This window comes from Motiliproteus coralliicola, from assembly GCF_003345655.1.
In the GTDB taxonomy this organism is placed as follows: domain Bacteria; phylum Pseudomonadota; class Gammaproteobacteria; order Pseudomonadales; family Balneatricaceae; genus Motiliproteus; species Motiliproteus coralliicola.
Window position 1 is genome coordinate 237,733 of record NZ_QQOH01000003.1, and the last position, 25,834, is coordinate 263,566.

The window sequence follows — 25,834 nt, forward strand, 5'->3', positions numbered from 1 at the left end:
CACCAATTTCGACGCCGCTGAGATGGCATCGGTTTCATGAAACCTTTCAGAATGAATAAAGTTTCCTATTGGAAATTTTTGTTGACTAGGTTTCTAATTCCTATTAATCTGGTCACATCTTGAACAACGGGGTTGTTCGGATACTTTCAACCCCGGGACGCAACAAATAGTGCATTTATGACACTTAGCGTCCGGACAACGCGAAAACAAAACAACACGAGCCAGACTCGTACGCGGAGTTTAATAAAGATGTCATTAAGTCTTTTTGATCTGTTCAAAGTTGGTATCGGTCCTTCCAGCTCTCACACCGTTGGACCCATGTGGGCCGGACAACGCTTCCTCGATCTACTCGATTCCCAAGATCTGTTCTCCCAAGCTGGCCGTGTCAAAGTCACCCTGTTTGGTTCTCTGGCCATGACTGGCAAAGGTCATGCGACCGATCTCGCCACCCTGCTAGGCCTGCTGGGCGAGCGCCCGGACGAAATCGATCCGGACAGCGTCGATGCAAAGATCGCCACCATCCGCGAACAAAAGGTGCTGAACCTGGGTGGTCGAGTCGAGCTGCCTTTTAATGAAGAAACCGATCTACCGTTCGCCTTCGGCGAAAGCCTGCCGCAGCACCCCAACGGCATGCGCTTTGAGCTGTTCGATCGCGACGGCATTCAACTGATCAGCAAAGTCTATTTCTCCGTCGGCGGCGGCTTCGTGCTCTGCGAAGACGAGATCGAACTGCCGGCTGATGAGGTCGTCAACCATCCGATCCCCTACCCGTTTGAAACCGGTCGTGAGCTGCTCGACCGTTGTGAAGAGAGCGGTTTGAGCATCGCCGAGCTGGTACTGGCCAACGAACGCGCCATGCGCTCGGACGAAGAGGTTGACGCTAACCTGCGCCAGCTGTGGAACGTCATGGAAGCGTGCATCGAGCGCGGCTGCCGCGAGACCGGCGAACTGCCCGGTGGCCTGGGTGTTCAGCGTCGTGCCGCTCAACTGCGCAAAGAGCTGACCGATCGCCCCGAAGCGGCCCTGCGTGACCAGCTCAGCGTGATGGACTGGATCAACCTGTACGCCATGGCCGTCAATGAAGAAAACGCCGCCGGTGGCCGGGTCGTGACTGCGCCGACCAACGGTGCTGCCGGTGTGATCCCGGCCGTGTTGGCTTACTACCACCGTTTCGTGCCCGGTGCCGATGAGAAAGGCATCTTCGATTTTATCGCCACTTCCGGTGCCATCGGCATGCTGTACAAGAAGAATGCGTCTATCTCAGCCGCCGAAGTGGGCTGCCAGGGTGAAGTCGGCGTGGCCTGCTCCATGGCGGCGGCCGGTCTGGCTGCGGTACTGGGCGGCACCCCTGAGCAGATTGAAAACGCAGCCGAGATCGGCATGGAGCACAACCTGGGACTGACCTGCGATCCGATCGATGGTCTGGTTCAGGTCCCTTGCATCGAGCGCAACACCATGGGTGCGGTTAAGGCGATCAACGCCGCCCGCCTGGCACTGCGCGGCGACGGTAACCAGCGCGTACCGCTCGATAGCGTCATCGAAACCATGCACCAAACCGGCCTGGATATGCAGGACAAGTACAAAGAGACCGCCCAGGGCGGACTGGCTGTCAACGTCGTCGCCTGCTGAAGCACCCGGCCGGTTTCCAAACCTAATAACGACATAACAACGTACCACCAGAGGGATAAACATGAGCATCAACGACCTGTACGGCTCTGACTCGAAGCGCGAAAGCTTTTTCACCGCCGCTCTTGCCGATATCGATCCGTCGATCAAAGCCTCGGTAGACCGTGAATTCGACCGCCAGGAGCGCCAGATCGAGCTGATCGCCTCCGAGAACATCGTCTCTAAAGCTGTCATGCAGGCCCAGGGCACTGTACTGACCAACAAGTACGCCGAAGGCTACAGCGGTCGTCGTTACTACGGCGGTTGCGAATACGTCGACGAAGTTGAGTCCCTGGCTATCGATCGCGCCAAGCAGCTGTTCAACTGCGAATACGTTAACGTTCAGCCCCACTCCGGCGCCCAAGCTAACGGCGCGGTGATGATGGCACTGCTGCAGCCGGGTGACACCATCCTCGGCATGTCTCTGGACGCCGGTGGCCACCTGACCCACGGCGCCCGTCCGGCTCAGTCCGGCAAGTGGTTCAACGCGGTTCAGTACGGTGTTAGCGAAGCCGATTGCCGCATCGATTACGACGCCATCGAAGCCCTGGCCGTTGAGCACAAGCCGAAGCTGATCATCGCCGGTGGTTCCGCCATCCCGCGCGAAATCGACTTTGCCCGTTTCCGTGAGATCGCCGACAAAGTAGACGCCTACCTGATGGTCGACATGGCTCACATCGCCGGCCTGATTGCCACTGGCAAGCACCCAAGCCCGATGCCTTACGCCGACGTGGTAACCACCACCACCCACAAGACCCTGCGTGGCCCCCGTGGCGGCATGATCCTGTCCAACAACCTGGAGCTGGGCAAGAAGATCAACTCTGCGGTATTCCCGGGTCTGCAAGGCGGTCCGCTGATGCACGTAATCGCAGCGAAAGCGGTTGCCTTCGGTGAAGCACTGCAGCCGGAATTCAGCGACTACATCCAGAACGTACTGGACAACGCCCGTACCCTGGCCGAAGTCATGGTCGAGCGCGGCTGCGACATCGTCACCGGCGGTACCGATACCCACCTGATGCTGGTCGACCTGCGTCCGAAAGGACTGAAGGGTAACGCCGTTGAAGAGAGCCTGGAGCGCGCCGGTATCACCTGTAACAAGAACGGCATCCCGTTCGACCCGGAAAAGCCGATGGTCACCTCCGGTATCCGTCTGGGTACTCCGGCCGGTACCAGCCGCGGCTTCGGCGTCGACGAGTTCCGTCGCATCGGCCACCTGATCAGCGATGTGCTGGATGGTCTGGCTGAAAACCCGGAAGACAACAGCAAGGTAGAGCAGCAGGTCCGCGACGAGATCGAAAACCTGTGCAAGCGTTTCCCGCTCTACCGCTAAAAAGACCAATGTTGCCGGTATCTATCACGCTGCCGGCAACGCTAACCCTCTAATTAACAAGATCTAATTCAGGAACAGAACGATGAGCAATATCCCAACTAACCTGCGTTTTGCCAAGAGCCACGAATGGGTACTGGATAACGGCGACGGTACCGTAACCGTTGGTATTTCCGACCACGCCCAAGAGCTGCTCGGCGATGTCGTTTTCGTTGAAATTCCCGAAGAAGGCCGTGAAGTCGAAGCTGGCGAAGAGTTCTCACTGGTTGAGTCTGTCAAAGCGGCTTCCGACGTTTACAGCCCGGTCAGCGGCGAGATCATCGCGATCAACGAACTGCTGGAAGAAGCTCCGGAAACCATCAACGAAGATCCGTACGGCGAAGCTTGGCTGGCAAAGATCAAACTGTCCGATGCCGACGCCCTGAACGCACTGATGGATGCGGCTACCTACTCCGATCTGATCGCACAGAGCGAGTAAGCCCTCCCAACGCGCAGCCCAAAGGAGTCAAACTTCTTACGGCTGCGCGCTACAGAACGGATAACACGACCGAACTGACAGGTTAATTAGTTATGAATGCGACCTCCCTACCCCGCCTGAATGCGCTGGCCAACGCGCTGGAATTCACCGATCGCCACCTGGGCCCCGATGCCGCCCAGCGTAGTGAAATGCTGAGCTACCTCGGCCTGGAATCGATCGAACAGTTGATCGACCAGACCGTCCCTGAAGCGATCCGCCTGGAACAGCCGCTGGCGCTGGCCGATGGCAAAAGTGAAGCACAGGTGTTGGAGTATCTGGGTCAGGTCGCAGACAAGAACCAAGTCAACAAATCCTACATCGGTAGCGGCTACTACAACTGCCGCGTCCCGAATGTGATCCTGCGCAACGTGCTGGAGAACCCAGGCTGGTACACCGCCTACACTCCTTACCAGCCGGAGATCGCCCAGGGCCGTCTCGAAGCGCTGCTGAACTTCCAGCAGATGGTAATGGACCTCACCGGTATGGATCTGGCCAACGCCTCGATGCTGGATGAAGCCACCGCCGCCGCCGAAGCGATGGCGCTGTGTAAGCGTTCCAACCGTAAGAAGAGCAACCTGTTCCTGGTTTCCGACCAGGTACACCCGCAGACCATCGACGTCATCAAGACCCGTGCCGAATACTTCGGCTTCGAGATCCTGGTTGGCGATATCGACACCCTGCTCGACGAGCAGGACGCCTTTGGCATCCTGGTTCAGTACCCGACCACCGAAGGTAACGTCGTCGACATCAAGCCGCTGATCGATCGTGCTCACGAGAAGAAGGCACTGGTTTCCGTTGCCGCCGATCTGCTCAGCCTGGTGCTGCTGCAATCACCGGGTGAGCTGGACGCCGACGTGGTGTTTGGTTCTGCCCAGCGCTTCGGCGTACCGATGGGCTTCGGTGGCCCGCACGCTGCCTTCTTCGCCACCCGCGAGAAGTACAAGCGTTCTACCCCTGGCCGTATCATCGGTCAGTCTATCGACAGCAAAGGCGCCCCGGCCCTGCGGATGGCGATGCAGACTCGTGAGCAGCACATCCGCCGCGAGAAAGCGACCTCTAACATCTGTACCGCCCAGGCACTGCTGGCCAACATGGCCGGTTTCTACGCCATCTACCACGGTCCGGAAGGTCTGAAGCGGATCGCCGAGCGCGTTCACCGCCTGACCACCATCCTGGCTAAGGGCCTGATCGAGCGTGACATCACCCTGGCCCACGATAACTGGTTCGACACTCTGACTCTGGTCGTCGGTCGTCAGCAAGAAGCGATCGCCAAGCGCGGTTACCACGCCGGTATCAACCTGCGTCTGGTTGGTGATGACAAGCTCGGCATCAGCCTCGACGAAACCACCAGCGCCGCCGATATTGAGCAGCTGTGGGAAGTGATCCTGGGTGTTGGCCACGGTCTGGACATCGATCTGTACGACAGCGCCCTGAGCGCGGGTTCCAGCGACGGTATCCCGGCCGAGCTGCGTCGTACCTCCGAGTTCCTGACTCATCCGGTATTCAACAGCTACCACTCTGAAACCGAGATGCTGCGCTACCTGAAGCGTCTGGAGAACAAAGACTTCAGCCTGACCCACGGCATGATTCCGCTGGGTTCGTGCACCATGAAACTGAACGCCAGTGCCCAGATGATTCCGCTGAGCTGGCCCCAGTTCGCCAATATCCACCCGTTCGCGCCGCGTGACCAGGTCCAGGGTTACATGCAGCTGATTGACGAGCTCGAAGCGATGCTGGTCGAGGTGACCGGTTACGACAAGGTCTCGATGCAGCCCAACTCCGGTGCTCAGGGCGAATACGCCGGTCTGCTGGCGATCCGCAAGTACCAGGAGAGCATCGGTGAAGGTCACCGCGACATCTGCCTGATCCCAAGCTCCGCCCACGGTACCAACCCGGCCTCTGCCGCGATGGCCGCGATGAAGGTGGTTGTGGTTGAGTGTGACGAGCAGGGTAACGTCGATATCGACGACCTGAAGGCCCAGGCCGAAGCGCACAAAGATGATCTGTCCTGCCTGATGATCACCTACCCGTCCACCCACGGGGTGTACGAGGAAGGCATCAAGCAGATCTGCGACATCGTTCACGACAACGGCGGTCAGGTCTACATGGACGGCGCCAACATGAACGCCCAGGTCGGTCTGTCCAAGCCGGGTCTGATCGGCTCCGACGTCTCCCACCTGAACCTGCACAAGACTTTCGCTATCCCGCACGGCGGTGGTGGCCCGGGCATGGGTCCGATCGGTGTGAAGAGCCATTTGGCGCCGTTCCTGCCGAACCACGCTGTCAGCCCGATCGAAGGCCCGCTGGCCTCCATGGGGGCGGTATCCGCGACGCCGTTTGGTAGCGCCTCTATCCTGACCATCTCCTGGGCCTACTGTGCCCTGCTGGGTGCCCAGGGTCTGCAGAAGTCCACCGAGGTGGCGATTCTGAACGCCAACTACCTGACCGAGAAGCTGTCGGCGCACTACCCGATTCTGTACCGCGGCCGTAACGATCGCGTCGCTCACGAGTGCATCGTTGACATCCGTCCGCTCAAAGAAGCTTCCGGCATCTCCGAAGAGGATATCGCCAAGCGTCTGATGGACTTCGGTTTCCACGCCCCGACCATGAGCTTCCCGGTTGCCGGCACGCTGATGGTTGAGCCGACCGAGTCCGAGTCCAAGGCGGAGCTGGATCGCTTTATCGAAGCGATGCTGACGATCCGTGAAGAGATCCGTCAGGTGCAGGAAGGCGAGCTGGATGCGGATAACAACCCGCTCAAGAACGCGCCCCATACCCAGGCTGACATTGTTGCAGCCGAATGGGATCGTCCGTACTCACGCGAACAGGCGGTGTTCCCGGTTCCTAGCCTGAAGAACAGCAAGTTCTGGCCGTCCAGCAACCGGATCGACAACGTTTACGGTGACCGTAACTTTATCTGTAGCTGCCCGTCGATCGACAGCTACCGTGACTGAACTCCGTGCCGGCCAAGGATGATCTCCTAGGTCGGCACAACCAGAGGGCCTTGGGCCGCGGCGCTGCAGGTGAATCTACCCTGATACGCCGCCTGTTAGCACTCCCAGCCGCGGTCATTTTTTTAGTACCTCTGAGTTCTGCTATACCAACTACGGACAATAAATAAAAAATTAAGATAGAGAGCCATTTAGACACAACTATCGAATCCTTTTTTTACTTTTCAGCCACACCGGCTCGGGCCTACCAAGGCGGTCGACTGGAAAAGCTCAAAACAGCCGCTCACAAGGCGGCATAACTATAAAAACCATGAGGGTAAAACTATGGAGATGCTCACTGGAGTGATCGAAACGATAAACGGCATCGTCTGGGGACCGATGATGCTCGTTCTGATTCTGGGTGTAGGCCTGTTCCTGCAGCTGGGTCTACGACTCTTGCCGATTCTGAAGTTGGGAACCGGTATCAAACTGATGTGGGGTGGCCGTTCGGCCCGTAAAGGTGAGGACCAGGAGGGTGAGATCTCCCCGTTCAACGCCTTGATGACCGCCCTGTCCGCTACCGTAGGTACCGGTAACATTGCCGGTGTTGCTACCGCCATCTTCCTGGGTGGTCCGGGCGCACTGTTCTGGATGTGGTGTACCGCTCTGGTCGGTATGGCAACCAAGTTCTCTGAAGCCGTTCTGGCTGTGAAATACCGCGAAGTCGACGAAGAAGGCAACCACGTTGGTGGCCCGATGTACTACATCAAGAACGGTCTGGGCAGCAAGTGGGCCTGGATGGGTACTCTGTTCGCCATCTTCGGTACCATCGCCGGTTTCGGTATCGGTAACACCGTACAGTCCAACTCTGTTGCCAGCGTCATCGAGTCCAACTTCGGCGTGCCGATGTGGGTTTCTGGTGTGGTACTGATGGTTCTGACCGCTGCGGTTCTGATCGGTGGTATCAAGCGTATCGGTAACGTTGCTGGTCTGCTGGTACCGTTCATGGCGATCGCTTACCTGCTGGCAGGCCTGACCGCACTGGCGGTTAATGCCGATGCTATCCCGGCTGCGTTCGATCTGGTCTTCACCCACGCCTTCTCACCGGTTGCTGCTCAAGGTGGCTTCGCAGGTGCTGCTGTGTGGATGGCGATCCGCTTCGGTGTTGCCCGTGGTGTATTCTCCAACGAAGCCGGTCTGGGTAGTGCGCCGATTGCTCACGCTTCTGCGCAAACCAAAGATCCGGTCCGTCAGGGTCTGATCGCGATGCTGGGTACCTTCATCGATACCATCATCATCTGCTCCATCACCGGTCTGGTTATCATCACCTCCGGCGTATGGACCAGCGGTGATTCCGGTGCGGCTCTGACCTCTGCGGCCTTCGCCGGTGCACTGCCGGGTGTGGGTAACTACCTGGTTGCCATCTCGCTGGCTATCTTCGCCTTCACCACCATCCTGGGCTGGAGCGTTTATAGTGAGCGTTGTGCTGAGTACCTGTTCGGCGTCAAGATCATCAAGCCGTTCCGTCTGCTGTGGATCCTGGCCGTTCCGGTCGGCACCATCGTCAGCCTCGACTTCGTCTGGCTGCTGGCTGACACCCTGAACGCCATGATGGCGATCCCGAACCTGATCGCTCTGGCACTGCTGAGCCCGGTTGTGTTCAAGCTGGCGCGCGAGTACTTTGCTCGTCAAGCTGGCGACACCGCAGAAAGCTCTCAATCCTGATGGCTTAAAGCCTCAGGAGTGATATTCGGAGCTTAACGCTCCCCCCTGGAGCCGTGCTTGACTCACGGGCACGGTTCCTCCCCTCGGGGAAACGAACTTTTGGTTTGCTTGAGCGCATCAAGCGATGTGCTGAATCAAACCCAAACCTGGCCTGGACTTGATCCATTAGATCCGGGCGGTAAACAAACAACAGTCCATAAACTGCTTGCAGGAGACACCCCATGTCACAGAACGAACAAGCCCTGGCTAAAACAGCCCTGTACGATCTTCATGTAGAACTGGGCGCCAAGATGGTGCCGTTCGCCGGATACGAAATGCCGGTTCAATACCCGCTGGGTGTCAAGAAAGAGCACAACCATACCCGTGAGCAAGCCGGTCTGTTCGACGTCTCCCACATGGGTCAGGTTCTGCTGCACGGGGAAGGCGCCGCCGCAGCGCTGGAGAAGCTGGTACCGGTCGACATCATCGATCTGCCGGCCGGTAAGCAGCGTTACGCTCTGTTCACCAACGATGCCGGCGGCATCATGGACGACCTGATGGTCAGCAACCTGGGCGACAAGCTGATGGTTGTGGTAAACGCGGCATGCAAGGAGCAGGATATCGCTCACATGCGCGCCAACCTGGGTGAAGGCGTTGAGATCGAAGTTCTCGAAGACCGTTCCCTGCTTGCACTACAGGGCCCGAAGGCCGTTGACGCCCTGGCTCGCCTGCAGCCGTCTGTCACCGATATGGTCTTCATGGATTTCCAGACCGTTGAGATCAACGGTATCGACTGCTACATCGGCCGTGCCGGCTACACCGGTGAAGACGGTTTTGAAATTTCTGTTCCGTCCAGCCAAGCCGCCGAACTGGCCAAAGCGCTGCTGGAACAGCCAGAAGTAGAAGCCATCGGCCTGGGTGCCCGTGACTCCCTGCGTCTGGAAGCCGGTCTGTGCCTGTACGGCAACGACATCGACACCACCACCACCCCTTACGAAGCCAGCCTGCTGTGGGCAATCAGCAAGAACCGTCGGCTGGAAGGCGAACGTGAAGGAGGCTTCCCGGGTGCAGAAACCGTACTGGCACAGATCCAGAGCAAGAAAGCCGATCGCAAGCGCGTTGGCCTGCTGGGTCAGGGTCGTGCACCGGTTCGCGAAGGTACCGAGCTGGTCAACGCCCAGGGCGAAACCATTGGTACCGTCACCAGCGGCACCTTCGGCCCGACTGCCGGCGCACCGGTAGCGATGGGTTACGTAGCCTTTGAGTATGCCGCGATCGACACCGAAGTCTTCGCCGTCGTCCGTGGTAAGCAACTGCCGATGACCGTCGCCAAGACGCCGTTCGTCCCGCAGCGCTACTACCGTGGCTAAGTAAGAGCACCTAAGCTCGCACCACCGCTGCTGGTTCCTTTCAGGCAAACGGCAGCGGTTGCTGATATCCCGCAGTAAACCAATCCCTATTCAACACGTCTTCAGCGAACTCTGTTCGTTGCGGACACTCGTGCAGCGGTCCCAGGCATTTCAGCCTGTTCAATAGAACATACGGCCGCATTTGGTGTTAATCCCGGAGGCACCTATGGAACTGATCGAAACCGTCGAACTGAAGCAACTCAAAGGCGAGTCGAAGATGTCACGGCTGAAGATAAAGCCGGACCCCAAGCGTCAACGCCTGCGTAAACCCGAATGGATTCGGATCGACGCCCGCAGTAATGCGAATGTCTCCAAAGTTAAAGCCGAATTGCGCGAGAAAAAATTACACACCGTTTGCGAACAAGCCTCCTGCCCTAACCTGGCCGAGTGTTTCAGCAAGCGCACCGCTACCTTCATGATCATGGGGGCTATCTGCACCCGTCGCTGCCCATTCTGCGATGTCGCCCACGGCAAGCCGATGGCGCTGAATCCGGAAGAACCCCTTGAGGTGGCCAACACGATCACCAAGCTGGGTCTGGCCCACGCGGTGATCACCTCGGTCGACCGTGACGACCTGCGTGACGGAGGTGCGGCCCATTTCAGCGCCTGTGTCCGAGAAAACCGTCGCCTGAATCCGCAGACTCGGATCGAAATTCTGGTTCCGGATTTTCGTGGCAAACTCGATCGCGCTCTGGAAGAACTCGCCCAGGACGCTCCCGATATCCTCAACCACAACCTGGAAACCGTACCCCGGCTCTATGCCAGTTGCCGCCCCGGCGCCAGCTACCAGGGCTCACTGGAGCTGCTGTCGCGCTACAAACAGCAACACCCGGAGGTTGCCACCAAATCCGGTCTGATGGTCGGTCTGGGAGAGACCCTGGAAGAGATCGTTGAAGTAATGAAGGATCTGCGAGCCCATGACGTCAGCATGCTGACCATCGGCCAGTACCTGCAACCCAGTCGCCACCACCTGGCGGTTGAACGTTATGTGACTCCGGAGGAGTTCAAGCAGTTGGAGCAGACCGGTTATGAGCTAGGCTTTGAAAGTGTTGCCGCCGGCCCCATGGTCCGTTCGTCCTACCACGCTGATCGCCAAGCTGATGGCCAGCGGGTCGACTGAGCCTCGTCAGATCTTCACGGAGGAAACCGTATGCAATCCTTGAATCTGGTCAGCCTGCAATCCGGCACCGTGCATTCCGCCGAACTGGTGGCCGAACCTAGTCTTGCCGAGCTGAACCTGCAAGGCAGACAGGACGATCAACGACTGATGATTGCACTGGGCCAAACCCTGGGCTGCCCTCGTCCGATCAACCCCAAAGGGATCAGCCGTTGCCGAGACCTGTTGTTGGTATGGCTCGATCATGCTGAAGTGGTGGCCATTGCTCACCCTCGCTTTGGCTACGACCTCGAAAGCGGATTACGCGCGGTACTGGGAGACCAGATCGAAATTGAGCTGATTCCGGATACCAGCCTACACCTGAGCCTAGACAGCGATAGCTGGAAAGCCCTGCAGGCGCTGGAATACCATTCCATCGATGCTGACGGCCTAAGTGAACAACCGGATTCTTTATGTGTCCGCCCCAGCTCAGCCTGTCGCGAGCTCAGCCTGTTGCTCCAACAGCAAGACCACGAGCTGTTTCAGCGTTGGATACAGCAACTCAGCCATTAAATCCGGTCTGCTAAGTGCCAGCCCATTAAAACGGCAGCCCATTCATAGGCCAAAGCCGGATCGGCTGGCTTTGGCCAGAACAGAAAGACCCTCTCTATCCTGCTCCCCTTCTATCCGCCCATCCGCCAAACCAGCCCCTGCTCAACAGCCCCATTGTGTAGTTGAGCTAGCGATTCTTCTTAACAGAAGAGTGCTGGTTTGATGCGGAGCAAATAAGCCCAATAGCGGATGGATCTTGGTATCCCTGCCTGCCAAACTAGCGCCTGACACCTCCGGAGCCAAGCCATTCATGCCGACTCTAATCCAGCTGTCCGACTGTCAGCGCTATCTCACCGTCTATCAAAGCGGTCCACTTTCGGTCGCCGAGATCAAACAGGCGCGCCTCGACTCGGCTGGTTTCTACAACAACTGTGACCGGGCTCTGGTGGATTACCGCGAAGCAGATCTGAGCCCGTTAAATCTGCTGGAGCTGGACAATCTGGCGATGGAGTTTAAACAGGACCTACCCAGCTGCAGGCGGATGGCAATCGTGCGAACCATCGGTTCCGATGATAACTATTACGAACATCTGACCAACGTCTGCACCATCGGGGGCGTCGACACCCGTGTCTTTGAATCACCCAGCCAAGCCCTTGACTGGCTGCTCAGGGACTAGCTCAGCTCCCAAGCCAGGCGGTACGGCCCCAACGTAGGATCCAGGTTCAAATCGAGGTGCATAGCTTGACAAGCAATAAGCGAAATCAGGATAAATAGAGGAAAATTGGTGGAGCCTAGCGGGATCGAACCGCTGACCTCAACACTGCCAGTGTTGCGCTCTCCCAGCTGAGCTAAGGCCCCACGACTTCCGAATGGAAGAAAAGATGGCGTCCCATAGGGGGTTCGAACCCCTGTTACCGCCGTGAAAGGGCGGTGTCCTAGGCCACTAGACGAATGGGACGCTACGGTACACTTTGGGTAAGTGTTCGTTCTGCAAATTCTTAACCGAATGGAAAGAATTGGTGGAGCCTAGCGGGATCGAACCGCTGACCTCAACACTGCCAGTGTTGCGCTCTCCCAGCTGAGCTAAGGCCCCGTGCAAAACGTGGGCGTATTCTATAGGCACTTAGGCAAAGGGATCAAGGGATTTTTTAAGAAATATCAGACTAAAATCTGGTCCCTGATGGGGTTGAAACAATGGTCAAAAAACGTCCGTTTTTTAGCGGGATCAACCCCTGTCTTAGCCTTCGATCTCCAATGATCGAACCAGATCCTGAAACTTCTCCCGATTGTCGTCGTTGAGTTCCATCAGCGTTCGGTGAGCATCCAAAACACAGGAGCGTACGTTCTCTTCCGAGTCCTGCAACACGTCCAGCTCCTGTAGTGCTGCCTGCCCTTCAAAGGTCTCCTGGATCAGGATAAAGACACGATCAAAGCCCATGCTCAGTAGAACACGGGTTATATCTTCATTGGTGGAGATGATGGTGGGCAGCTGTTGAAAACGCTGCTTCATACGCACCGAGATTTTGGCCAACAGCCCAAGAGACGTGCTATCGATCCCTTCGGTCTCGGTCAGATCAATCAAAACTGTCTTAAAGTTGTCATTCTCAAGCGTGGAAGCTAGAAACTGATCCAGAGTTGAGCAAAGAGTCAGGCGCACATCGCCAACAAACTTCAGCACATAGTTGCCGTCTTGCTCGGCAAAGAGAATTTTTCCACTCGACATGGTAGCCGTTATAACCGTCTGGTAACACTGAGCGCGGCGATATCATCCGGCGCGTCATCCACATGATCAATACCCAGCTTCCGTGCCAGATCGTCTAGGTCATCATAGCCCTGCGCCGCAACATCCAGCAAGCACTTTTCCTTGGCTTTAAGGTCCGGTTGATCCAGCACCTCCAATACGCCATCGGAGAATAGTGTCAGGCTGAATTCATCCTCTAACTCGACAATCCGGCCTTCGAACTCGGCATCATCGAACAACCCTACCGGCATACCGCAGCCTCCCAGGTATTCGGCCCGATCCCCCTGTCGCAAAATCGGCATCGGAAAATGGCCACCTACCCCATACTGAAGGGTGTTTTCGATCCGGTCCAGCAGCCCGACAAAGATCGTCATATGCTTGCCCAGCCCAGTATCCAGCAACTCCTTATTGACCCGCGCCAACACATCGGTTGGCGACAGAATATGGAAACTGGAACCACGGTTGTAATTGCGCAGCAGTCGGTTGGTCATATTCTTAAGCAACACGGTCACAAAGGCCGAGGAAGCACCATGACCGGAGATGTCGGCCAGGTAGAACATCGATAGAGATTCTGAGATACGGAAGTAATCGACAAAGTCACCACTGAGAAACAGCGATGGCTTGATCCGATACTCAAAGTGATAATCGTTGATAACGACCTGATTGGAGGGCAGCATCTTCAGCTGCACCTGGCGCCCTGCCTGCTGATCCTCTTTCAGCAGCGCCAAGCTCTGTTCCAACTCGTCGCGGAAATACTGGCTCTGATTCAGCAGCTCAGCACGTTCTAGATTACGGGCCAAGATATGCTCGATCGCCTGCCGGTCAACGATTGGTAATGCCAGCAAGTCCGAGGCACCGCGACCAAGCAAAGTTATGCCCTCAGCCGCAGAAGAGGTATCAACCAAAGCAATCGTTGGGCAGGGATAAATCGCCTGACTGGCTTGGCTCAAAAATTCCGGATCAGCATCCCAATCCGGTTGAGTAATCAAAAGAAGTGGCGGTCGCTGCTTTATGGCTTCGAGCGCCTCTACGGGGTTATTAAAGACCGCCAGCTGCAGCGAATCGTCCTCGCCCAGCAACTCTATCAGCTGCCCGATACCGGGGTAAACTCCGCTATCGGCAACCAGTATGCAGTAACGCGCGCTACTCATAACACCCCGCTTCCCCTCGCTACACCAACCGTAAGCCCGACCTTGGTCGCCGATCCTGGCTTACAATGTCAAACGACGGGTTTAAAAGTCATCTTCGTCGCCGAACTCGTCATCGATCATACCATCGTTGACCTGAAATTCACGGCGCTGCAGATAAGCATCACGGATAAAGCTGTAGCGATCGCCGCTGATCAATCCTTCGGTCTCGATCAACCCGGCACGTCGATCAACTGCCCACAGAGCCACTAAGCCCCAGTAGTAGCGATCCTGATCCATCTGTGAGGTCGGATGAATCATCACGTTGGGATACCAGGCGATTCCATCGCGGACGTTGCTCGGCCCCAAGAACGGCAATACCAGATAGGGACCGCTAGGCACTCCCCAATATCCCAACACCTGCCCGAACTCTTCATCCTGTTTAGCAATCCCCATGGGCGTGGCAACATCGATTAGACCGCCCAGACCAAAGAAAGTATTGGCTACCACCCGACTCGTATCCTGGGCTGCATTGTGCATCTTCAGCTGTAATAGATTGCTCACCAAAGAGACAAAATCGTCCAGATTACCGAAAAAATTACTGACCCCGGTCTGAACCGGCTCCGGCGTCACCGCGATATAGCCTTCAGTCACCGGCAACAGCAGGTTACGATCAAAGAATTCATTGAACTCAAAAACTTTGCGGTTAAACCCTTCCCAAGGATCTACCTCTTTGAGTTCCTGCGCCTGCAGACTAAACGGCAGCATTAAACAGGACAGCGCGACCAGCGCCCAAGATAAACGTCGACCTTTCACAACATTCCCTTCAAATCTTATCTGTGTATCCTCTGACCGAGGACAACTGTAACCGACAACCTAGCGGTAGACGATAGACAAGTCATTGATCCGAGTCCATTAAATATGCACAAAAAAAGGGCTCCCGAAGGAACCCTTTAATGCATAACTCTGTTAACTAAGTCTTAGAAAGACAGAGTGTATTCCAGAGTCAGAGTGTCGTTCTTACCAGCGTCTTCAGCGTCGCTGTTGTAGCTAGCATAGTCAACACCTACGGAAGCCTTGGCACCCAGAGCGTAACGCACACCTACCAGGAACTGCTCCTGATCGTCTTCACCAGACACATCGGTGTCATGGACAGAGTAGATCGCAGCCAGAGTAGTCTTACCCATAGTGTAAGATGCAGCCAGGTCGATAGTTTCCGGCTCTACAGAGGTGCCATCGGTGTCTTTCTTCGAGTAAGAAGCAGCCAGGTAGACATTCTCGATACCGGTGTAGTTAACACCAGCAGTGATGATATCGAAATCTGCTACTTCTGCAGCAGCGGTAGTAGCGACAAACGCATCGGCAGATGCACTGTAAGTCACAGCTGAGCCATCAACGTTTGCAGTAGTAGTACCACCTTCAACGTTGGTGATGGCCGCAGCTACACCAAAGCCAGCACCGGCCCAGTTAACAGCCAGTACGGTTGCATCTACGTCATCTGCACCCAGAGCATCGCTATCGGTGTCAGAAGAACCTTCAGAGATAACGGCAGCAACCGCGTGGAAACCACCGAAAGTCGGAGTTACGTAAGCAACAACGTTGCCCAGACGGTCAGGGTTCATGTGGAACGCTGCAGAGTCGTTGCCCAGGATGTCGGTCATCGCTTCAGCAGGGTTAGCCGGGTTGTTCTGACGACCCAGAGAAAGAATACCGAAGTCACCCTTCATGTAGACGTTGGACTTACGCATAGCAACAGAGCTGCTGTTAGTTGCGGAAGTAGCAGAACCATTACCGTCGAATTCCCACTCAAACTGGAAACCGGTGGTCAGACCTTCGATATCGTTATCGACGGTACCTTTAACACCCAGACGGGTTTTGGCCATTTTGGAGTTGAAAGACTTGTCGTCTTCAGCAACGCCACGGAACTGAGCGATACCGTACAGGGTAGCGTCAGCTTGAGCAATCATCGGAGCAGTCAGAGCGCCGGCAACAGCCAGAGCAATCAGTGACTTCTTCATGTAGTTTTCCCCTTCAATTTTTAACGTACTAGTAGTTAAAACGGTTTTAACTTCTTTGTGGCGCACCTCTCATCCATTCCCCAATGGACCTAACGAGAGATGCCCTGTATTCCAAGCGATTCCAACTCTAACCCAGCAATTTGGAAAAATGTAGGCCTGACAACAAAAAAAAGAGCCTTTTTGTCCATTTTTTTAACCGGAATTGAATATTTTTTAACCAAAAACAGGTTTGTTATTAAAAAACATTCATCTAGCGTCAATTTCAACACTATCGGCTTAACAGTGAATACCAACCAACCTATCGGTTTGATCCCAATCAATCACTGAGCTTTTTGATATTACCGACAAATAACGTCAATTATTTGTATGGCTATCCGTTTGCTTCATTTCTTGCGGCCTAAGGACTATCCCCCTTGCCTTGTATCCTTAAACGGACAAATGAAGTTCAGACAGCATCAGTTTTCGATCGGCATTCAATCACGATGTTTTTAAGCGGTCAACCTAGCCAAAATGAATACCGACCTCTAAATCTGACACTGATCAAATAACTGTTTTAGGCGCTTATCGGAAACCGGCTTGAGTGCTCCCAATTGTTGGGCGAACAGTGATATCCGGTACTCCTCCAACATCCAACGGTATTCAATCAACGGCGCAGAGCTGATTCCCGCCTGCTGCATTCGAGTCTGCTGATTGCAGTACCCTTGCCACAGCTGCTGTAGTTGCTCGCTGTGCATCCGTTGCTGATTCAATTGCTGCTGATATTTCTGCAAGCGTATCTCAATGGCTTTCAAATACAACGGCAGTCGAGACCACCAGCTAGCCGGTGTGGCTTTCATAAATCCCGGGTATATCAGCCCTGCTAACTGCTCACGGATATCATTTAATATGGGTGCCCACGCCAGCTGAATCGAACCTGACAGTTTTTTATTAATCGTCTGATATTGAAGCAGCAAGGTATGAAGTTGCTGTGACAGGACTTCAGCTTCCGGCACCAGATTCGCCAACTGTTGTTTGTAGAGTGCCTCAAACTGGCCAGCTTGCCGTGGCAGCACTTCAAGCGGTTGCTGACCAGTACCGGCCAAGCTCGGCTGGATAAATACCCGATCATATAGTGCATCGAAGAAATCGGCTTCGAACTGCTCTCTCCGCCCCAGCTTGCTGAACAGCAGGGCACTTCGTTGCAGCTCCGGCAGTCGCTTGGTCAATTCACGCTGTTGCCGCGACGTTCGAAGCTGTAATAGTTTCACCAGCCCCCATCGATGGGCTTCCAAGGCCTGCTGTCGACTGGCGTGCAGACTCAGGTTGAGTCCTTCTTTGGTCACTGTCAGCGCCGGAAATGCAGGAATTTTCATACCAGCCTGTTCCAGTTCGACCTGCTGCGGTAGCCCGCCAAAGTCCCATTCGGTTATACCAGTTCGCTGCCACTCCGAGTCGGCTCGCGGATCAGCCTGCTGTTCCTGCTGTTGCCCGGCAAATCGCTCGGCCAAGCTATGCCAGTCACGCCCCTGGGCCAAGGTTTTACTACGTTGATCCAACACGCGGATATTGAAACAAAAGTGCGTTTCCAGATTCTCTTCGTTCCAGTCATCAGGTCGAATCTGTACACCGCATTGGCGCTTCAACGAATGGGCAAGCGCCTCGGTCAACGAACTGTTATCAGCCGCCGCATCCTGCAGAAAGCGATCGACCCTGTCCGGCACCGGCACACACTGCTTACGGATCGACTTGGGCAGGTTTTTGATCAAGGCGATGCACTTATCCCGCAATAATCCCGGAACCAGCCACTGTAGCCGTTGCAATGGTAGTCGTTGCAAAGCGGCAGCCGGCACGTCGACACTGACACCATCATCCTCTGCCCCCGGCGAGAAGTGGTAATGCAGCCGGAACTTGAGCCCCTCGTGTTCTAGATAGTCCGGATACTGATTTTGATTGATACCGCTGGCCGAGTGACGCATCAGCGCCTCACGGGTCATAAACAATGCTTTCGGATCCCGCTGCTCCAGCTTCTTACGCCACTGTTCGAACGAAGCACCGTTAACGACCCGATCGCCACCCTGCTTCAGCATCAGTTCCAAGTAAAATTCGTAGAGTTGCTCCTCATCCACCAGAATATCGCGACGACGGGACTTATCCTCTAACGCGGCGACCTGGTCGAGCAGCTCACGATTATGCTTGAAGAAGGGCGCCCGGGTATGGAACTCCCCCTCTACCAGCGCCGAACGGATAAAGATCTGTCGGGCCTGTTCCGGATCGATCGCCCCAAAATGGACCCGCCGCTTGGGCACGACCACCAATCCATACAAAGTTAACCGTTCGTAGGCGATCACCTGGGCGGCTTTCTTCTCCCAATGGGGCTCGCTATAACTGCGCTTTAATAGATGCGGCGCCAGAGGTTCAATCCAAGCCGGCTCTATCTTGGCCGCCATGCGGGCAAACAGGCGACTGGTTTCCACCAACTCGGCTGCCATCAGCCATTTCGCTTTACCCTTGGCCAACACCGAGCCGGGGAACGGCATAAACTTCCGGTTCCGAGCTCCCAGGTATTCCCGATTTTCCTGTCGAAAGCCGATATGTCCTAGTAAACCGGCCAGCAGTGAACGGTGGATCTCGGCATAACTTGCCGGTTGCTTATTCTCCGTTAATCCCAGTGATTTGCAGGCCAGATGGAGCTGCCTGTGCAGATCGCGCCATTCGCGCATCCGCATAAACGACAGAAACTGTTTCTGGCAATACCGCCGCAACTGCCCCTGACTCAGTTCTTGACGCTGCTCTTCATAGTGATTCCATAGATTGATGAAACCGACGAAGTCCGAATCTTTGTCCTGGTGAACCCGATGCTTCTCGTCGGCCTGCTGCTGTTTATCATGGGGTCGCTCACGTGGATCCTGAATCGCCAGCACCGAGGCGACAATCAACAGCTCGGTCAGGCAATCGTAACGGGCCGCTTCCAGCAGCATCCGGCCGATCCGGGGGTCAACCGGCAAACGACTCAGCTGACGTCCAAGCTTGGTCAGGCGGTTATCCTGAATCGCACCCAGTTCCTCGAGCAGACGAACCCCATCGCGGATCTGGCGCGGGTCAGGAGGATCGATAAATGGGAACAGCTCCATCTTGCCCAATCCCAGCGCCTCCATCTGCAGAATGACGGCCGCGAGGTTAGTGCGCAGAATTTCAGCATCGGTAAAACTGGAACGGGATTGAAAATCTTCCTCACTATAAAGGCGGATACAGATGCCGGCCGAGATCCTCCCACAGCGCCCCTTACGCTGGTTGGCACTGGCCTGGGAGATCGGCTCAACCGGAAGGCGCTGGATCTTGGAGCGCACACTGTAACGGCTAATCCGCGCCACCCCGGCATCGATCACGTAGCGAATCCCCGGTACCGTCAACGACGTTTCCGCCACGTTGGTGGCCAAAACCACCCGGCGCCCCCGCCCACTGGGGTTGAATATCTTGTTTTGCTCGCCCTGACTCAAGCGGGCATATAAAGGAAGCACCTGAAGATCACGCAACTGACGATGGGTGACGGCCTTACGCAGTTGCTCGGCCGACTCACGGATCTCCCGCTCGCCGGGCAGAAACACCAGCACATCACCCAACCGATGCCCTTTACCCGCCGATTCCAGCTGTTCGATCTCTTCGACGGCAGCCTGAACCTGCTGCGGCAGGTTCAGCGCTCGGCTGTCTTCATCCCCCTGCTGCAGCTCTTTCTGCAGCTCGGGCGGTCGGTAGAGCACCTCGACCGGGTAGGTACGACCGGAGACTTCCAGCACCGGCGCATCTTCAAAGTGCTTGGAGAAGCGCTGCACATCGATCGTCGCCGAGGTGATGATCAGCTTCAGGTCCGGTCGTTGCGGCAACAGGCGCTTCAGGAAGCCGAGCAAAAAATCGATATTGAGGCTGCGCTCGTGGGCTTCGTCGATGATCAGGGTGTCGTATTTCTGCAGCAGCCGATCATGCTGGATCTCGGCCAGCAGGATACCGTCGGTCATCAGCTTGACCCGGCTCTGTTCGCCGAGGCTATCGTCAAAGCGGACCTGATAACCGACGCTGTGACCCGGCGCCTCGCCTAGCTCTTCGGCAATTCGTGATGCTACCGCCCTGGCAGCCAGCCGACGCGGCTGGGTGTGTCCGATCAATCCGGCGGAACCACGCCCCAGCTCCAGGCAGAACTTGGGCAACTGGGTGGTCTTACCCGAACCTGTTTCACCGGCCAGCACAATAACCTGATGATCGCGGATCAGTTCCAGAATCTGCTCACGCTTCTGGCAGATCGGCAGGCTGTCATCGTACTGGGGTCGGATCGGCTGACTACGCTGCAGCCGACGAGCTTCGGAAGCCTCTGCCAGTGTCTCGAACTTGCCCTGCAGTCGATCATAGGGTTTGCCGGCTTTGGCGTTACGTCGGATGCCTTTCAGCAACTGCTTCAGCGGTTGTTGATCCTGAAGCAGGCATTGGTCGAGTCGGGCAGAGAGGGATTTGAATGGGTCAGTCATGGGGCCGGGATTATACGCCGTTCATCTCCTATTCGGCACCTGTTGGCTCCTGTTGCCCCCTGAATAGCAGGGTATTACCGCGCTGAGACAATGAGCAATTACTGCTATAATCGCCAGCCGTTTTGCTCCAAACCCTGAAACACGACTCGCCAGCAGCCCGAACACCATGATCCCAAGACTCGCCGACGCCAATCCCGTACAGTCCCGTTACCTCAAGTTTATCGAGACCCTCAAGCAGCAGGGCTTTGCCGGTGACCTGAACCCGGATTATGCCAACCGGGTGGTGCTGGCGACCGATAACAGCATCTACCAGCTGCTGCCCCAGGGTGTGCTTTACCCGCGCAGCACTGATGACCTGGTGTTAATCACCCGGCTGGCCGATCAGCCCGAGTTCGACGATATCGTCCTCAGCCCCCGTGGTGGTGGTACAGGCACCAACGGCCAGTCGCTGACAGACGGGCTGATCGTCGATCTGTCCAAGTACATGAACCAGATTCTGGAGATCAATGCCGACGAGCGTTGGGTGCGGGTCCAGACCGGGGTGGTCAAGGATCAGCTTAACGCCGCGCTGAAACCCTTTGGGTTGTTCTTTGCCCCGGAGCTGTCGACCAGCAACCGCGCCACCATCGGCGGCATGATCAACACCGACGCCAGCGGCCAGGGTTCGTGCCTGTACGGCAAGACCCGCGATCATGTGCTGGCACTGGAGACGGTACTGCTGGACGGCCAGCGTTGGCGCTCCGCCCCGATCGATCAAGCCGAGCTGGAACAGATCCAGCAACGCGATGACCGGATCGGCGAACTGCACCGGTTGGCCGATACGATCCAGCGCGACAACGCCGCGCTGATCGAGCAACGCTTCCCGAAGCTGAACCGCTGCCTGACCGGTTACGACCTGGCCCACCTTCGCACCCGTGAAGGTCAGTTCGATCTGAACTCGGTGCTCTGCGGTAGCGAAGGCACCCTCGGCTTTATCACCGAAGCCAGGCTCAATGTGCTGCCGATTCCCCAATGTGCGGCGCTGATCAACCTCAAGTACGACAGCTTCAACGACGCCCTGCGCGATGCTCAGGACCTGATGAAGGCCCAGCCAACCTCGATCGAGACGATCGATTCCAAGGTCCTGAATCTGGCCATGGGCGATATCGTCTGGGATACCGTGCGGGACTACTTCCCGGCCACCGAGGGCCGCACGATTCAGGGGATCAACCTGGTCGAGTACACCGCCGACGATCCGGCCCAGCTCGAAGCCAACGTCAAACAGCTGACCGACCAACTCGATGCCGAAGCTGGTCAGGCCGGCAAGAGCTTTGGCTACACCGTGGTGTACGGCCAAACCGAGATCAACAAGATCTGGGCGATGCGCAAGAAAGCCGTGGGTTTGTTGGGTAACGCCAAGGGCAGCGCCCGGCCAATTCCGTTCGTCGAAGATACCGCCGTACCGCCGGAGAACCTGGCCGACTTTATCCTTGAGTTCCGCGCCCTGCTGGATGGTCTGGGGCTGGAATACGGCATGTTCGGCCATGTCGATGCCGGGGTGCTGCATGTGCGTCCGGCCATCGACATGAAGGATAAAGTCCAGGAAGCCCTGATCCGCGAGGTCACCGATCAGGTGGTCGAACTGACCACCAAGTACAAGGGGCTGCTCTGGGGTGAGCACGGCAAAGGGGTGCGTTCGGAATACGCCCCGGAGCTGTTCGGCCCGGAGCTGTACCGCTGTCTGCAGCAGCTTAAAGCCGCCTTTGATCCGCGCAACCAGCTCAACCCCGGCAAGATCTGCACCCCGCTCGATAGCGGCGCCGAACTGTACCGGGTCGATGGCGTCCCAACCCGGGGCCAGCAGGATCGGCAGATTCCGGTGGCGGTACGCGAGCAGTACGACAGTGCGATGAACTGCAACGGCAACGGCGCCTGCTACAACTACGACCCCAACGATGCCATGTGTCCGTCGTGGAAAGGCACCCGCCAGCGGATCCACTCGCCCAAGGGGCGCGCCTCGCTGGTGCGCGAGTGGCTGCGGCTGTTGAGCAATCACGGCAGCAACGCCCTGACCGAGAAACGCAAGTTGCAGCTGGCGCTGCCGCTGCGCGACCTGCCCGCCAAGATTCATAACAGCTGGAAGAAACGCCGGGGCGAGTACGACTACTCCCACGAGGTGTATGACGCGATGCAGGGCTGCCTGGCCTGTAAATCCTGCGTGTCGCAGTGCCCGATCAAGGTCAACGTGCCGGAGTTCCGTTCCGAGTTTTTGGCCCTGTACCACGGTCGCTACCTGCGTCCGGCCAAGGATTACATGGTCGGCACGCTGGAGTACCTGATCCCCTGGTTGGCGAAGTGGCCAACGCCCTACAACTGGGCCATGACCAACCCGACCATGGCCAAGCTGATGCGCAACTACCTGGGCATGGTCGACAGTCCCAGCATCTGTACCCACTCGCTCAAGCAGGGCCTGGAAGCGCGGGATATCCCCTGGGCCAGTGCCGATACGCTGCGTCACCTGTCCGAGTCTCGTCGAGCCAATTCGGTGATTCTGGTGCAGGACGCCTTTACCAGCTATTTCGAAACCCAGCTGGTACTCGACTGCGCCGAGCTGCTCAAGCGACTCGGTTTTGAGGTCTTTATTGCGCCGTTCAGCCCCAACGGCAAACCGCTGCACGTGCACGGCTTCCTGAATCAGTTCGAGCGCACCGCCCGCGCCAGCGCTGAGCGACTACAGAAACTGGCCGAGTTCGGGGTGCCGCTGATCGGGATCGACCCGTCGATGACGTTGAGCTACCGCCAGGAATACGCCAAGGCGCTACCGGATATGGCGTTGCCGCAGGTTCAGCTGATTCAGGAATGGCTGGCCGGCAAGACCGAGCAGCTAAAGCCGATCGCCAGCGCCGGAAAACGGTTCCAGCTGATGGCCCACTGCACCGAGCGCACCAATGCGCCAAGCTCGGTGGCCCAGTGGCAGCAGATCTTCAAGGCGCTGGGACTAGAACTAAGCCACCAGAACCTGGGCTGCTGCGGCATGGCCGGCACCTACGGTCACGAAGCGGACAACCTGGAAACCTCACAAGCGATCTACAGCCAGAGCTGGGGACCGGTAGTCGAGCAGTACAGCCCGGCGGATGCGAACGATGAGCCGGAAATCACCCTAGTCGCCACCGGCTACTCCTGCCGTAGCCAGGTTAAGCGGATGGATCAACAGCAGATAGCGCATCCGATGCAGGCGCTGCTACAGGCAATGCGATAACTCGAACAGCACTAGAGATGAACGGAGGCCTTAACCGGCCTCCAGCTCGATTCCCCATTCTTGCCAGACCGGATCAAAGTCTCCTTTGATCGGAGGGTACTTACCCAGCCGGCTCCAGTGAAACTCGCTGCGATGGAAATCGCTGCCGACCGACATCTTTAAACCGTGTTCACGGGCGATACGCACCAGATCGATTATCCGGTGAGGGTTCTCGCCGCCGTAACTAACCTCGATCGCGCCACCGCCAGCCGCGACAAAATCGTTCAACATCAAGCGCAGTCGACGCCAGTTCAGATCGTATTTGAGCGGGTGAGCGAGCACGGCGACACCGCCGGATTCTTTAATCCAACCGATCACCGTTGCCAGTGAGGGCCAATGGCAGCGGATATCCCCCTCCTTGCCTGAGCCCAGATATCGGTTAAACGCCTCCACCTCGGTATCGACATAGCCCAGTTGAACCATCGCCTGAGCGAAATGGGGCCGCCCAAGTGCATCGGTAGCGCCAAATTGTCGAGCCCGCTCCAGCACTCCGGTCATGCCCCGCTGCTGAAGCGCTTGGTCGATCTGCTCCGAGCGTTTAATCCGGGCCTGCTTCTGTTGCGCCTGAGCCTGCTGCATCGACGGATGGTCCGGATCCATCCCCAATCCCACCACATGAATACCGCAATTGGCCCAAATTGAAGAGAGCTCGATGCCATTGATCAGTTCAACACCCTGCTCGGCTGCAGCCTCCCGGGCCTCACCCAGCCCAGCGCAGGTATCGTGATCCGTCAGTGCCAGATACTTTAGGCCGTTTTGGTGCGCCAGTTGAACCAGCTGCGAAGGCGAATGCCCGCCGTCAGACGCGGTGCTATGGCAATGAAGATCGATCGGAAACCACATTTGAATACCACTGAAGGGATCGGAAAAGGTAGGCGTTCTGTGTGCCAGTACCGCCAGCATACTGGTTTTTCCCCTTGATAGGGAGCCTGCCCGATAGTCGACCGATGCTGAACTCTTTATACTGTCGGACTGTCTTTATTCTGTTAGCGGCAAGCCCGATCTTGGCGCTAACCCAGATTCACTAGCGGAACCTCTATCCATGAAGCTGTTGTTTGATTTCCTGCCGATCGCCATCTTCTTCGGCGTTTACAAATACACCGGCGATATGATTATTGCCACCGCCGTGTTGATTCCTGCCACCGCCCTGCAAATGCTCTATACCTGGATCAAAACCCACAAAATCGAGAAGATGCAGCTCATCACCCTGGGTCTTGTCGTGGTGATGGGTGGCGCCACCGTATTGCTGAAAGACAAGACCTTTATCCAGTGGAAGCCGACCGTGGTCAACTGGTTGTTCGCTGTGGCCTTCCTCGGCAGCCAGTTTATCGGTGCTAAACCCCTGGTTCAGCGGATGATGGAAAGCGCGGTCGAACTCCCCAAGCTAATCTGGCTACGCCTAAACCTGGCCTGGGTTATCTTTTTCGTAGTGATGGGTGCGCTGAATTTGTTCGTCGCCTACACCATGAGCGAAGAGACCTGGGTCAACTTCAAGCTGTTCGGCATGCTGGGGTTAACACTGGTATTCATCGTCCTGCAGGGCATCTACCTGAGTAAACATATTCCGGAAAAAGCCGAAGAGAACGGCGGTTCCGAACCTGTCGAGCAAGACAAGTAATCGTCATCAACAATAACAATCCCGAACTTAAGGATTCCTCCATGTATTACGCCATTATCAGTGAAGATGTTGAAAACTCGCTGGAGAAGCGCCTGGCCGCCCGTCCGGATCACCTGGCCCGGCTGCAGCAGCTCAACGACGAAGGCCGCCTGCTGGTGGCCGGCCCACATCCTGCCATCGATAGCGAAGACCCGGGCCCGGCTGGTTTTAGCGGTTCACTGGTGATCTCCGAATTTGACTCACTGGAAGCCGCTCAACAATGGGCCGATGCCGACCCCTACATTGCCGCCGGCGTCTACGCCAAGGTTGTGGTTAAACCCTACAAAAAGGTGCTGCCGTAACCAACAACCCAATAAA

General features: G+C 56.6%; 18 protein-coding genes and 3 tRNA genes. 12 read left to right on the forward strand and 9 right to left on the reverse strand.

What is annotated here, in order from left to right:
* Positions 1 to 249 precede the first annotated feature (249 nt).
* The 9 genes from DV711_RS11895 (at position 250) to DV711_RS11935 (ending at position 11,876) form a co-directional block, all read left to right on the forward strand.
* Positions 250 to 1,629, forward strand: coding sequence for an L-serine ammonia-lyase (locus DV711_RS11895; RefSeq protein WP_114695928.1), 1,380 nt, complete (start codon positions 250 to 252; stop codon positions 1,627 to 1,629).
* A 61-nt stretch (positions 1,630 to 1,690) separates the two neighbouring features.
* Positions 1,691 to 2,995, forward strand: a complete 1,305-nt coding sequence (gene glyA / locus DV711_RS11900) for a serine hydroxymethyltransferase (RefSeq protein WP_114695929.1) — start codon at positions 1,691 to 1,693, stop codon at positions 2,993 to 2,995.
* Between the two features lie 82 nt (positions 2,996 to 3,077).
* Complete coding sequence (gcvH, locus tag DV711_RS11905; protein WP_114695930.1) at positions 3,078 to 3,470, forward strand: glycine cleavage system protein GcvH; 393 nt, start codon at positions 3,078 to 3,080, stop codon at positions 3,468 to 3,470.
* Positions 3,471 to 3,562: 92 nt separating this feature from the next.
* Positions 3,563 to 6,463, forward strand: a complete 2,901-nt coding sequence (gene gcvP / locus DV711_RS11910; protein ID WP_114695931.1) for an aminomethyl-transferring glycine dehydrogenase — start codon at positions 3,563 to 3,565, stop codon at positions 6,461 to 6,463.
* Between the two features lie 321 nt (positions 6,464 to 6,784).
* Positions 6,785 to 8,164: an alanine/glycine:cation symporter family protein gene (locus DV711_RS11915; protein WP_114695932.1), complete on the forward strand. Its 1,380-nt coding sequence runs from the start codon at positions 6,785 to 6,787 to the stop codon at positions 8,162 to 8,164.
* A 221-nt stretch (positions 8,165 to 8,385) separates the two neighbouring features.
* Entirely contained in the window at positions 8,386 to 9,513 is a 1,128-nt protein-coding gene (gene gcvT, locus DV711_RS11920; protein ID WP_114695933.1) for a glycine cleavage system aminomethyltransferase GcvT, read from the forward strand.
* Between the two features lie 205 nt (positions 9,514 to 9,718).
* The gene (lipA, locus tag DV711_RS11925) at positions 9,719 to 10,672 is read left to right on the forward strand and encodes a lipoyl synthase (protein WP_114695934.1); all 954 of its coding nucleotides are present in this window, start codon (positions 9,719 to 9,721) and stop codon (positions 10,670 to 10,672) included.
* A gap of 30 nt (positions 10,673 to 10,702) precedes the next feature.
* Positions 10,703 to 11,221, forward strand: coding sequence for a hypothetical protein (locus DV711_RS11930; protein WP_114695935.1), 519 nt, complete (start codon positions 10,703 to 10,705; stop codon positions 11,219 to 11,221).
* 289 nt (positions 11,222 to 11,510) lie between these two features.
* A complete protein-coding gene (locus DV711_RS11935; RefSeq protein ID WP_114695936.1) occupies positions 11,511 to 11,876 on the forward strand; it encodes a hypothetical protein in 366 nt (121 codons plus the stop codon).
* A 106-nt stretch (positions 11,877 to 11,982) separates the two neighbouring features.
* On the opposite strand, the gene DV711_RS11940 is transcribed toward DV711_RS11935, so the two are convergent.
* The 8 genes from DV711_RS11940 to hrpA all read right to left on the reverse strand — a co-directional run bounded on the left by DV711_RS11940 (position 11,983) and on the right by hrpA (position 20,582).
* Positions 11,983 to 12,058, reverse strand: a tRNA-Ala gene (locus tag DV711_RS11940).
* A 24-nt stretch (positions 12,059 to 12,082) separates the two neighbouring features.
* A tRNA-Glu gene (locus DV711_RS11945) sits at positions 12,083 to 12,158 on the reverse strand.
* Positions 12,159 to 12,217: 59 nt separating this feature from the next.
* Positions 12,218 to 12,293 (reverse strand) — tRNA-Ala (locus tag DV711_RS11950).
* A 144-nt stretch (positions 12,294 to 12,437) separates the two neighbouring features.
* Complete coding sequence (locus DV711_RS11955) at positions 12,438 to 12,923, reverse strand: STAS domain-containing protein (RefSeq protein WP_114695937.1); 486 nt, start codon at positions 12,921 to 12,923, stop codon at positions 12,438 to 12,440.
* Positions 12,924 to 12,931: 8 nt separating this feature from the next.
* Positions 12,932 to 14,092: a PP2C family protein-serine/threonine phosphatase gene (locus DV711_RS11960; protein ID WP_114695938.1), complete on the reverse strand. Its 1,161-nt coding sequence runs from the start codon at positions 14,090 to 14,092 to the stop codon at positions 12,932 to 12,934.
* A gap of 81 nt (positions 14,093 to 14,173) precedes the next feature.
* Positions 14,174 to 14,884, reverse strand: a complete 711-nt coding sequence (locus DV711_RS11965) for an MlaA family lipoprotein (protein WP_243633808.1) — start codon at positions 14,882 to 14,884, stop codon at positions 14,174 to 14,176.
* Positions 14,885 to 15,048: 164 nt separating this feature from the next.
* Complete coding sequence (locus DV711_RS11970; RefSeq protein ID WP_114695939.1) at positions 15,049 to 16,086, reverse strand: porin; 1,038 nt, start codon at positions 16,084 to 16,086, stop codon at positions 15,049 to 15,051.
* Positions 16,087 to 16,610: 524 nt separating this feature from the next.
* Positions 16,611 to 20,582, reverse strand: coding sequence for an ATP-dependent RNA helicase HrpA (gene hrpA, locus DV711_RS11975; protein WP_114695940.1), 3,972 nt, complete (start codon positions 20,580 to 20,582; stop codon positions 16,611 to 16,613).
* A 166-nt stretch (positions 20,583 to 20,748) separates the two neighbouring features.
* Here hrpA and ydiJ point away from each other — a divergent pair, with 166 nt between their 5' ends.
* Positions 20,749 to 23,820 (forward strand): D-2-hydroxyglutarate dehydrogenase YdiJ, encoded by a 3,072-nt coding sequence (ydiJ, locus tag DV711_RS11980; protein WP_114695941.1) that lies wholly within the window; start codon positions 20,749 to 20,751, stop codon positions 23,818 to 23,820.
* Between the two features lie 30 nt (positions 23,821 to 23,850).
* On the opposite strand, the gene DV711_RS11985 is transcribed toward ydiJ, so the two are convergent.
* Positions 23,851 to 24,702, reverse strand: a complete 852-nt coding sequence (locus DV711_RS11985; RefSeq protein ID WP_165840102.1) for a PHP domain-containing protein — start codon at positions 24,700 to 24,702, stop codon at positions 23,851 to 23,853.
* Positions 24,703 to 24,901: 199 nt separating this feature from the next.
* On the opposite strand from DV711_RS11985, the gene DV711_RS11990 reads away from it, so the two are divergent.
* The gene (locus DV711_RS11990) at positions 24,902 to 25,477 is read left to right on the forward strand and encodes a septation protein A (protein ID WP_114695943.1); all 576 of its coding nucleotides are present in this window, start codon (positions 24,902 to 24,904) and stop codon (positions 25,475 to 25,477) included.
* Between the two features lie 41 nt (positions 25,478 to 25,518).
* The gene (locus DV711_RS11995) at positions 25,519 to 25,818 is read left to right on the forward strand and encodes a YciI family protein (RefSeq protein WP_114695944.1); all 300 of its coding nucleotides are present in this window, start codon (positions 25,519 to 25,521) and stop codon (positions 25,816 to 25,818) included.
* The last annotated feature ends 16 nt before the right edge of the window (positions 25,819 to 25,834 follow it).

Excerpts from the sequence above, each read along its gene's own strand:
- DV711_RS11995 (WP_114695944.1), top strand. The coding sequence starts at position 25,519 with ATGTATTACGCCATTATCAGTGAAGATGTTGAAAACTCGCTGGAGAAG.
- gcvP (WP_114695931.1), top strand. The coding sequence starts at position 3,563 with ATGAATGCGACCTCCCTACCCCGCCTGAATGCGCTGGCCAACGCGCTG.
- lipA (WP_114695934.1), top strand. The coding sequence starts at position 9,719 with ATGGAACTGATCGAAACCGTCGAACTGAAGCAACTCAAAGGCGAGTCG.
- gcvT (WP_114695933.1), top strand. The coding sequence starts at position 8,386 with ATGTCACAGAACGAACAAGCCCTGGCTAAAACAGCCCTGTACGATCTT.
- DV711_RS11985 (WP_165840102.1), bottom strand. The coding sequence starts at position 24,702 with ATGTGGTTTCCGATCGATCTTCATTGCCATAGCACCGCGTCTGACGGC.
- DV711_RS11915 (WP_114695932.1), top strand. The coding sequence starts at position 6,785 with ATGGAGATGCTCACTGGAGTGATCGAAACGATAAACGGCATCGTCTGG.
- glyA (WP_114695929.1), top strand. The coding sequence starts at position 1,691 with ATGAGCATCAACGACCTGTACGGCTCTGACTCGAAGCGCGAAAGCTTT.
- gcvH (WP_114695930.1), top strand. The coding sequence starts at position 3,078 with ATGAGCAATATCCCAACTAACCTGCGTTTTGCCAAGAGCCACGAATGG.
- DV711_RS11955 (WP_114695937.1), bottom strand. The coding sequence starts at position 12,923 with ATGTCGAGTGGAAAAATTCTCTTTGCCGAGCAAGACGGCAACTATGTG.
- DV711_RS11935 (WP_114695936.1), top strand. The coding sequence starts at position 11,511 with ATGCCGACTCTAATCCAGCTGTCCGACTGTCAGCGCTATCTCACCGTC.
- ydiJ (WP_114695941.1), top strand. The coding sequence starts at position 20,749 with ATGATCCCAAGACTCGCCGACGCCAATCCCGTACAGTCCCGTTACCTC.
- DV711_RS11895 (WP_114695928.1), top strand. The coding sequence starts at position 250 with ATGTCATTAAGTCTTTTTGATCTGTTCAAAGTTGGTATCGGTCCTTCC.
- DV711_RS11970 (WP_114695939.1), bottom strand. The coding sequence starts at position 16,086 with ATGAAGAAGTCACTGATTGCTCTGGCTGTTGCCGGCGCTCTGACTGCT.
- DV711_RS11960 (WP_114695938.1), bottom strand. The coding sequence starts at position 14,092 with ATGAGTAGCGCGCGTTACTGCATACTGGTTGCCGATAGCGGAGTTTAC.
- DV711_RS11990 (WP_114695943.1), top strand. The coding sequence starts at position 24,902 with ATGAAGCTGTTGTTTGATTTCCTGCCGATCGCCATCTTCTTCGGCGTT.
- DV711_RS11930 (WP_114695935.1), top strand. The coding sequence starts at position 10,703 with ATGCAATCCTTGAATCTGGTCAGCCTGCAATCCGGCACCGTGCATTCC.
- hrpA (WP_114695940.1), bottom strand. The coding sequence starts at position 20,582 with ATGACTGACCCATTCAAATCCCTCTCTGCCCGACTCGACCAATGCCTG.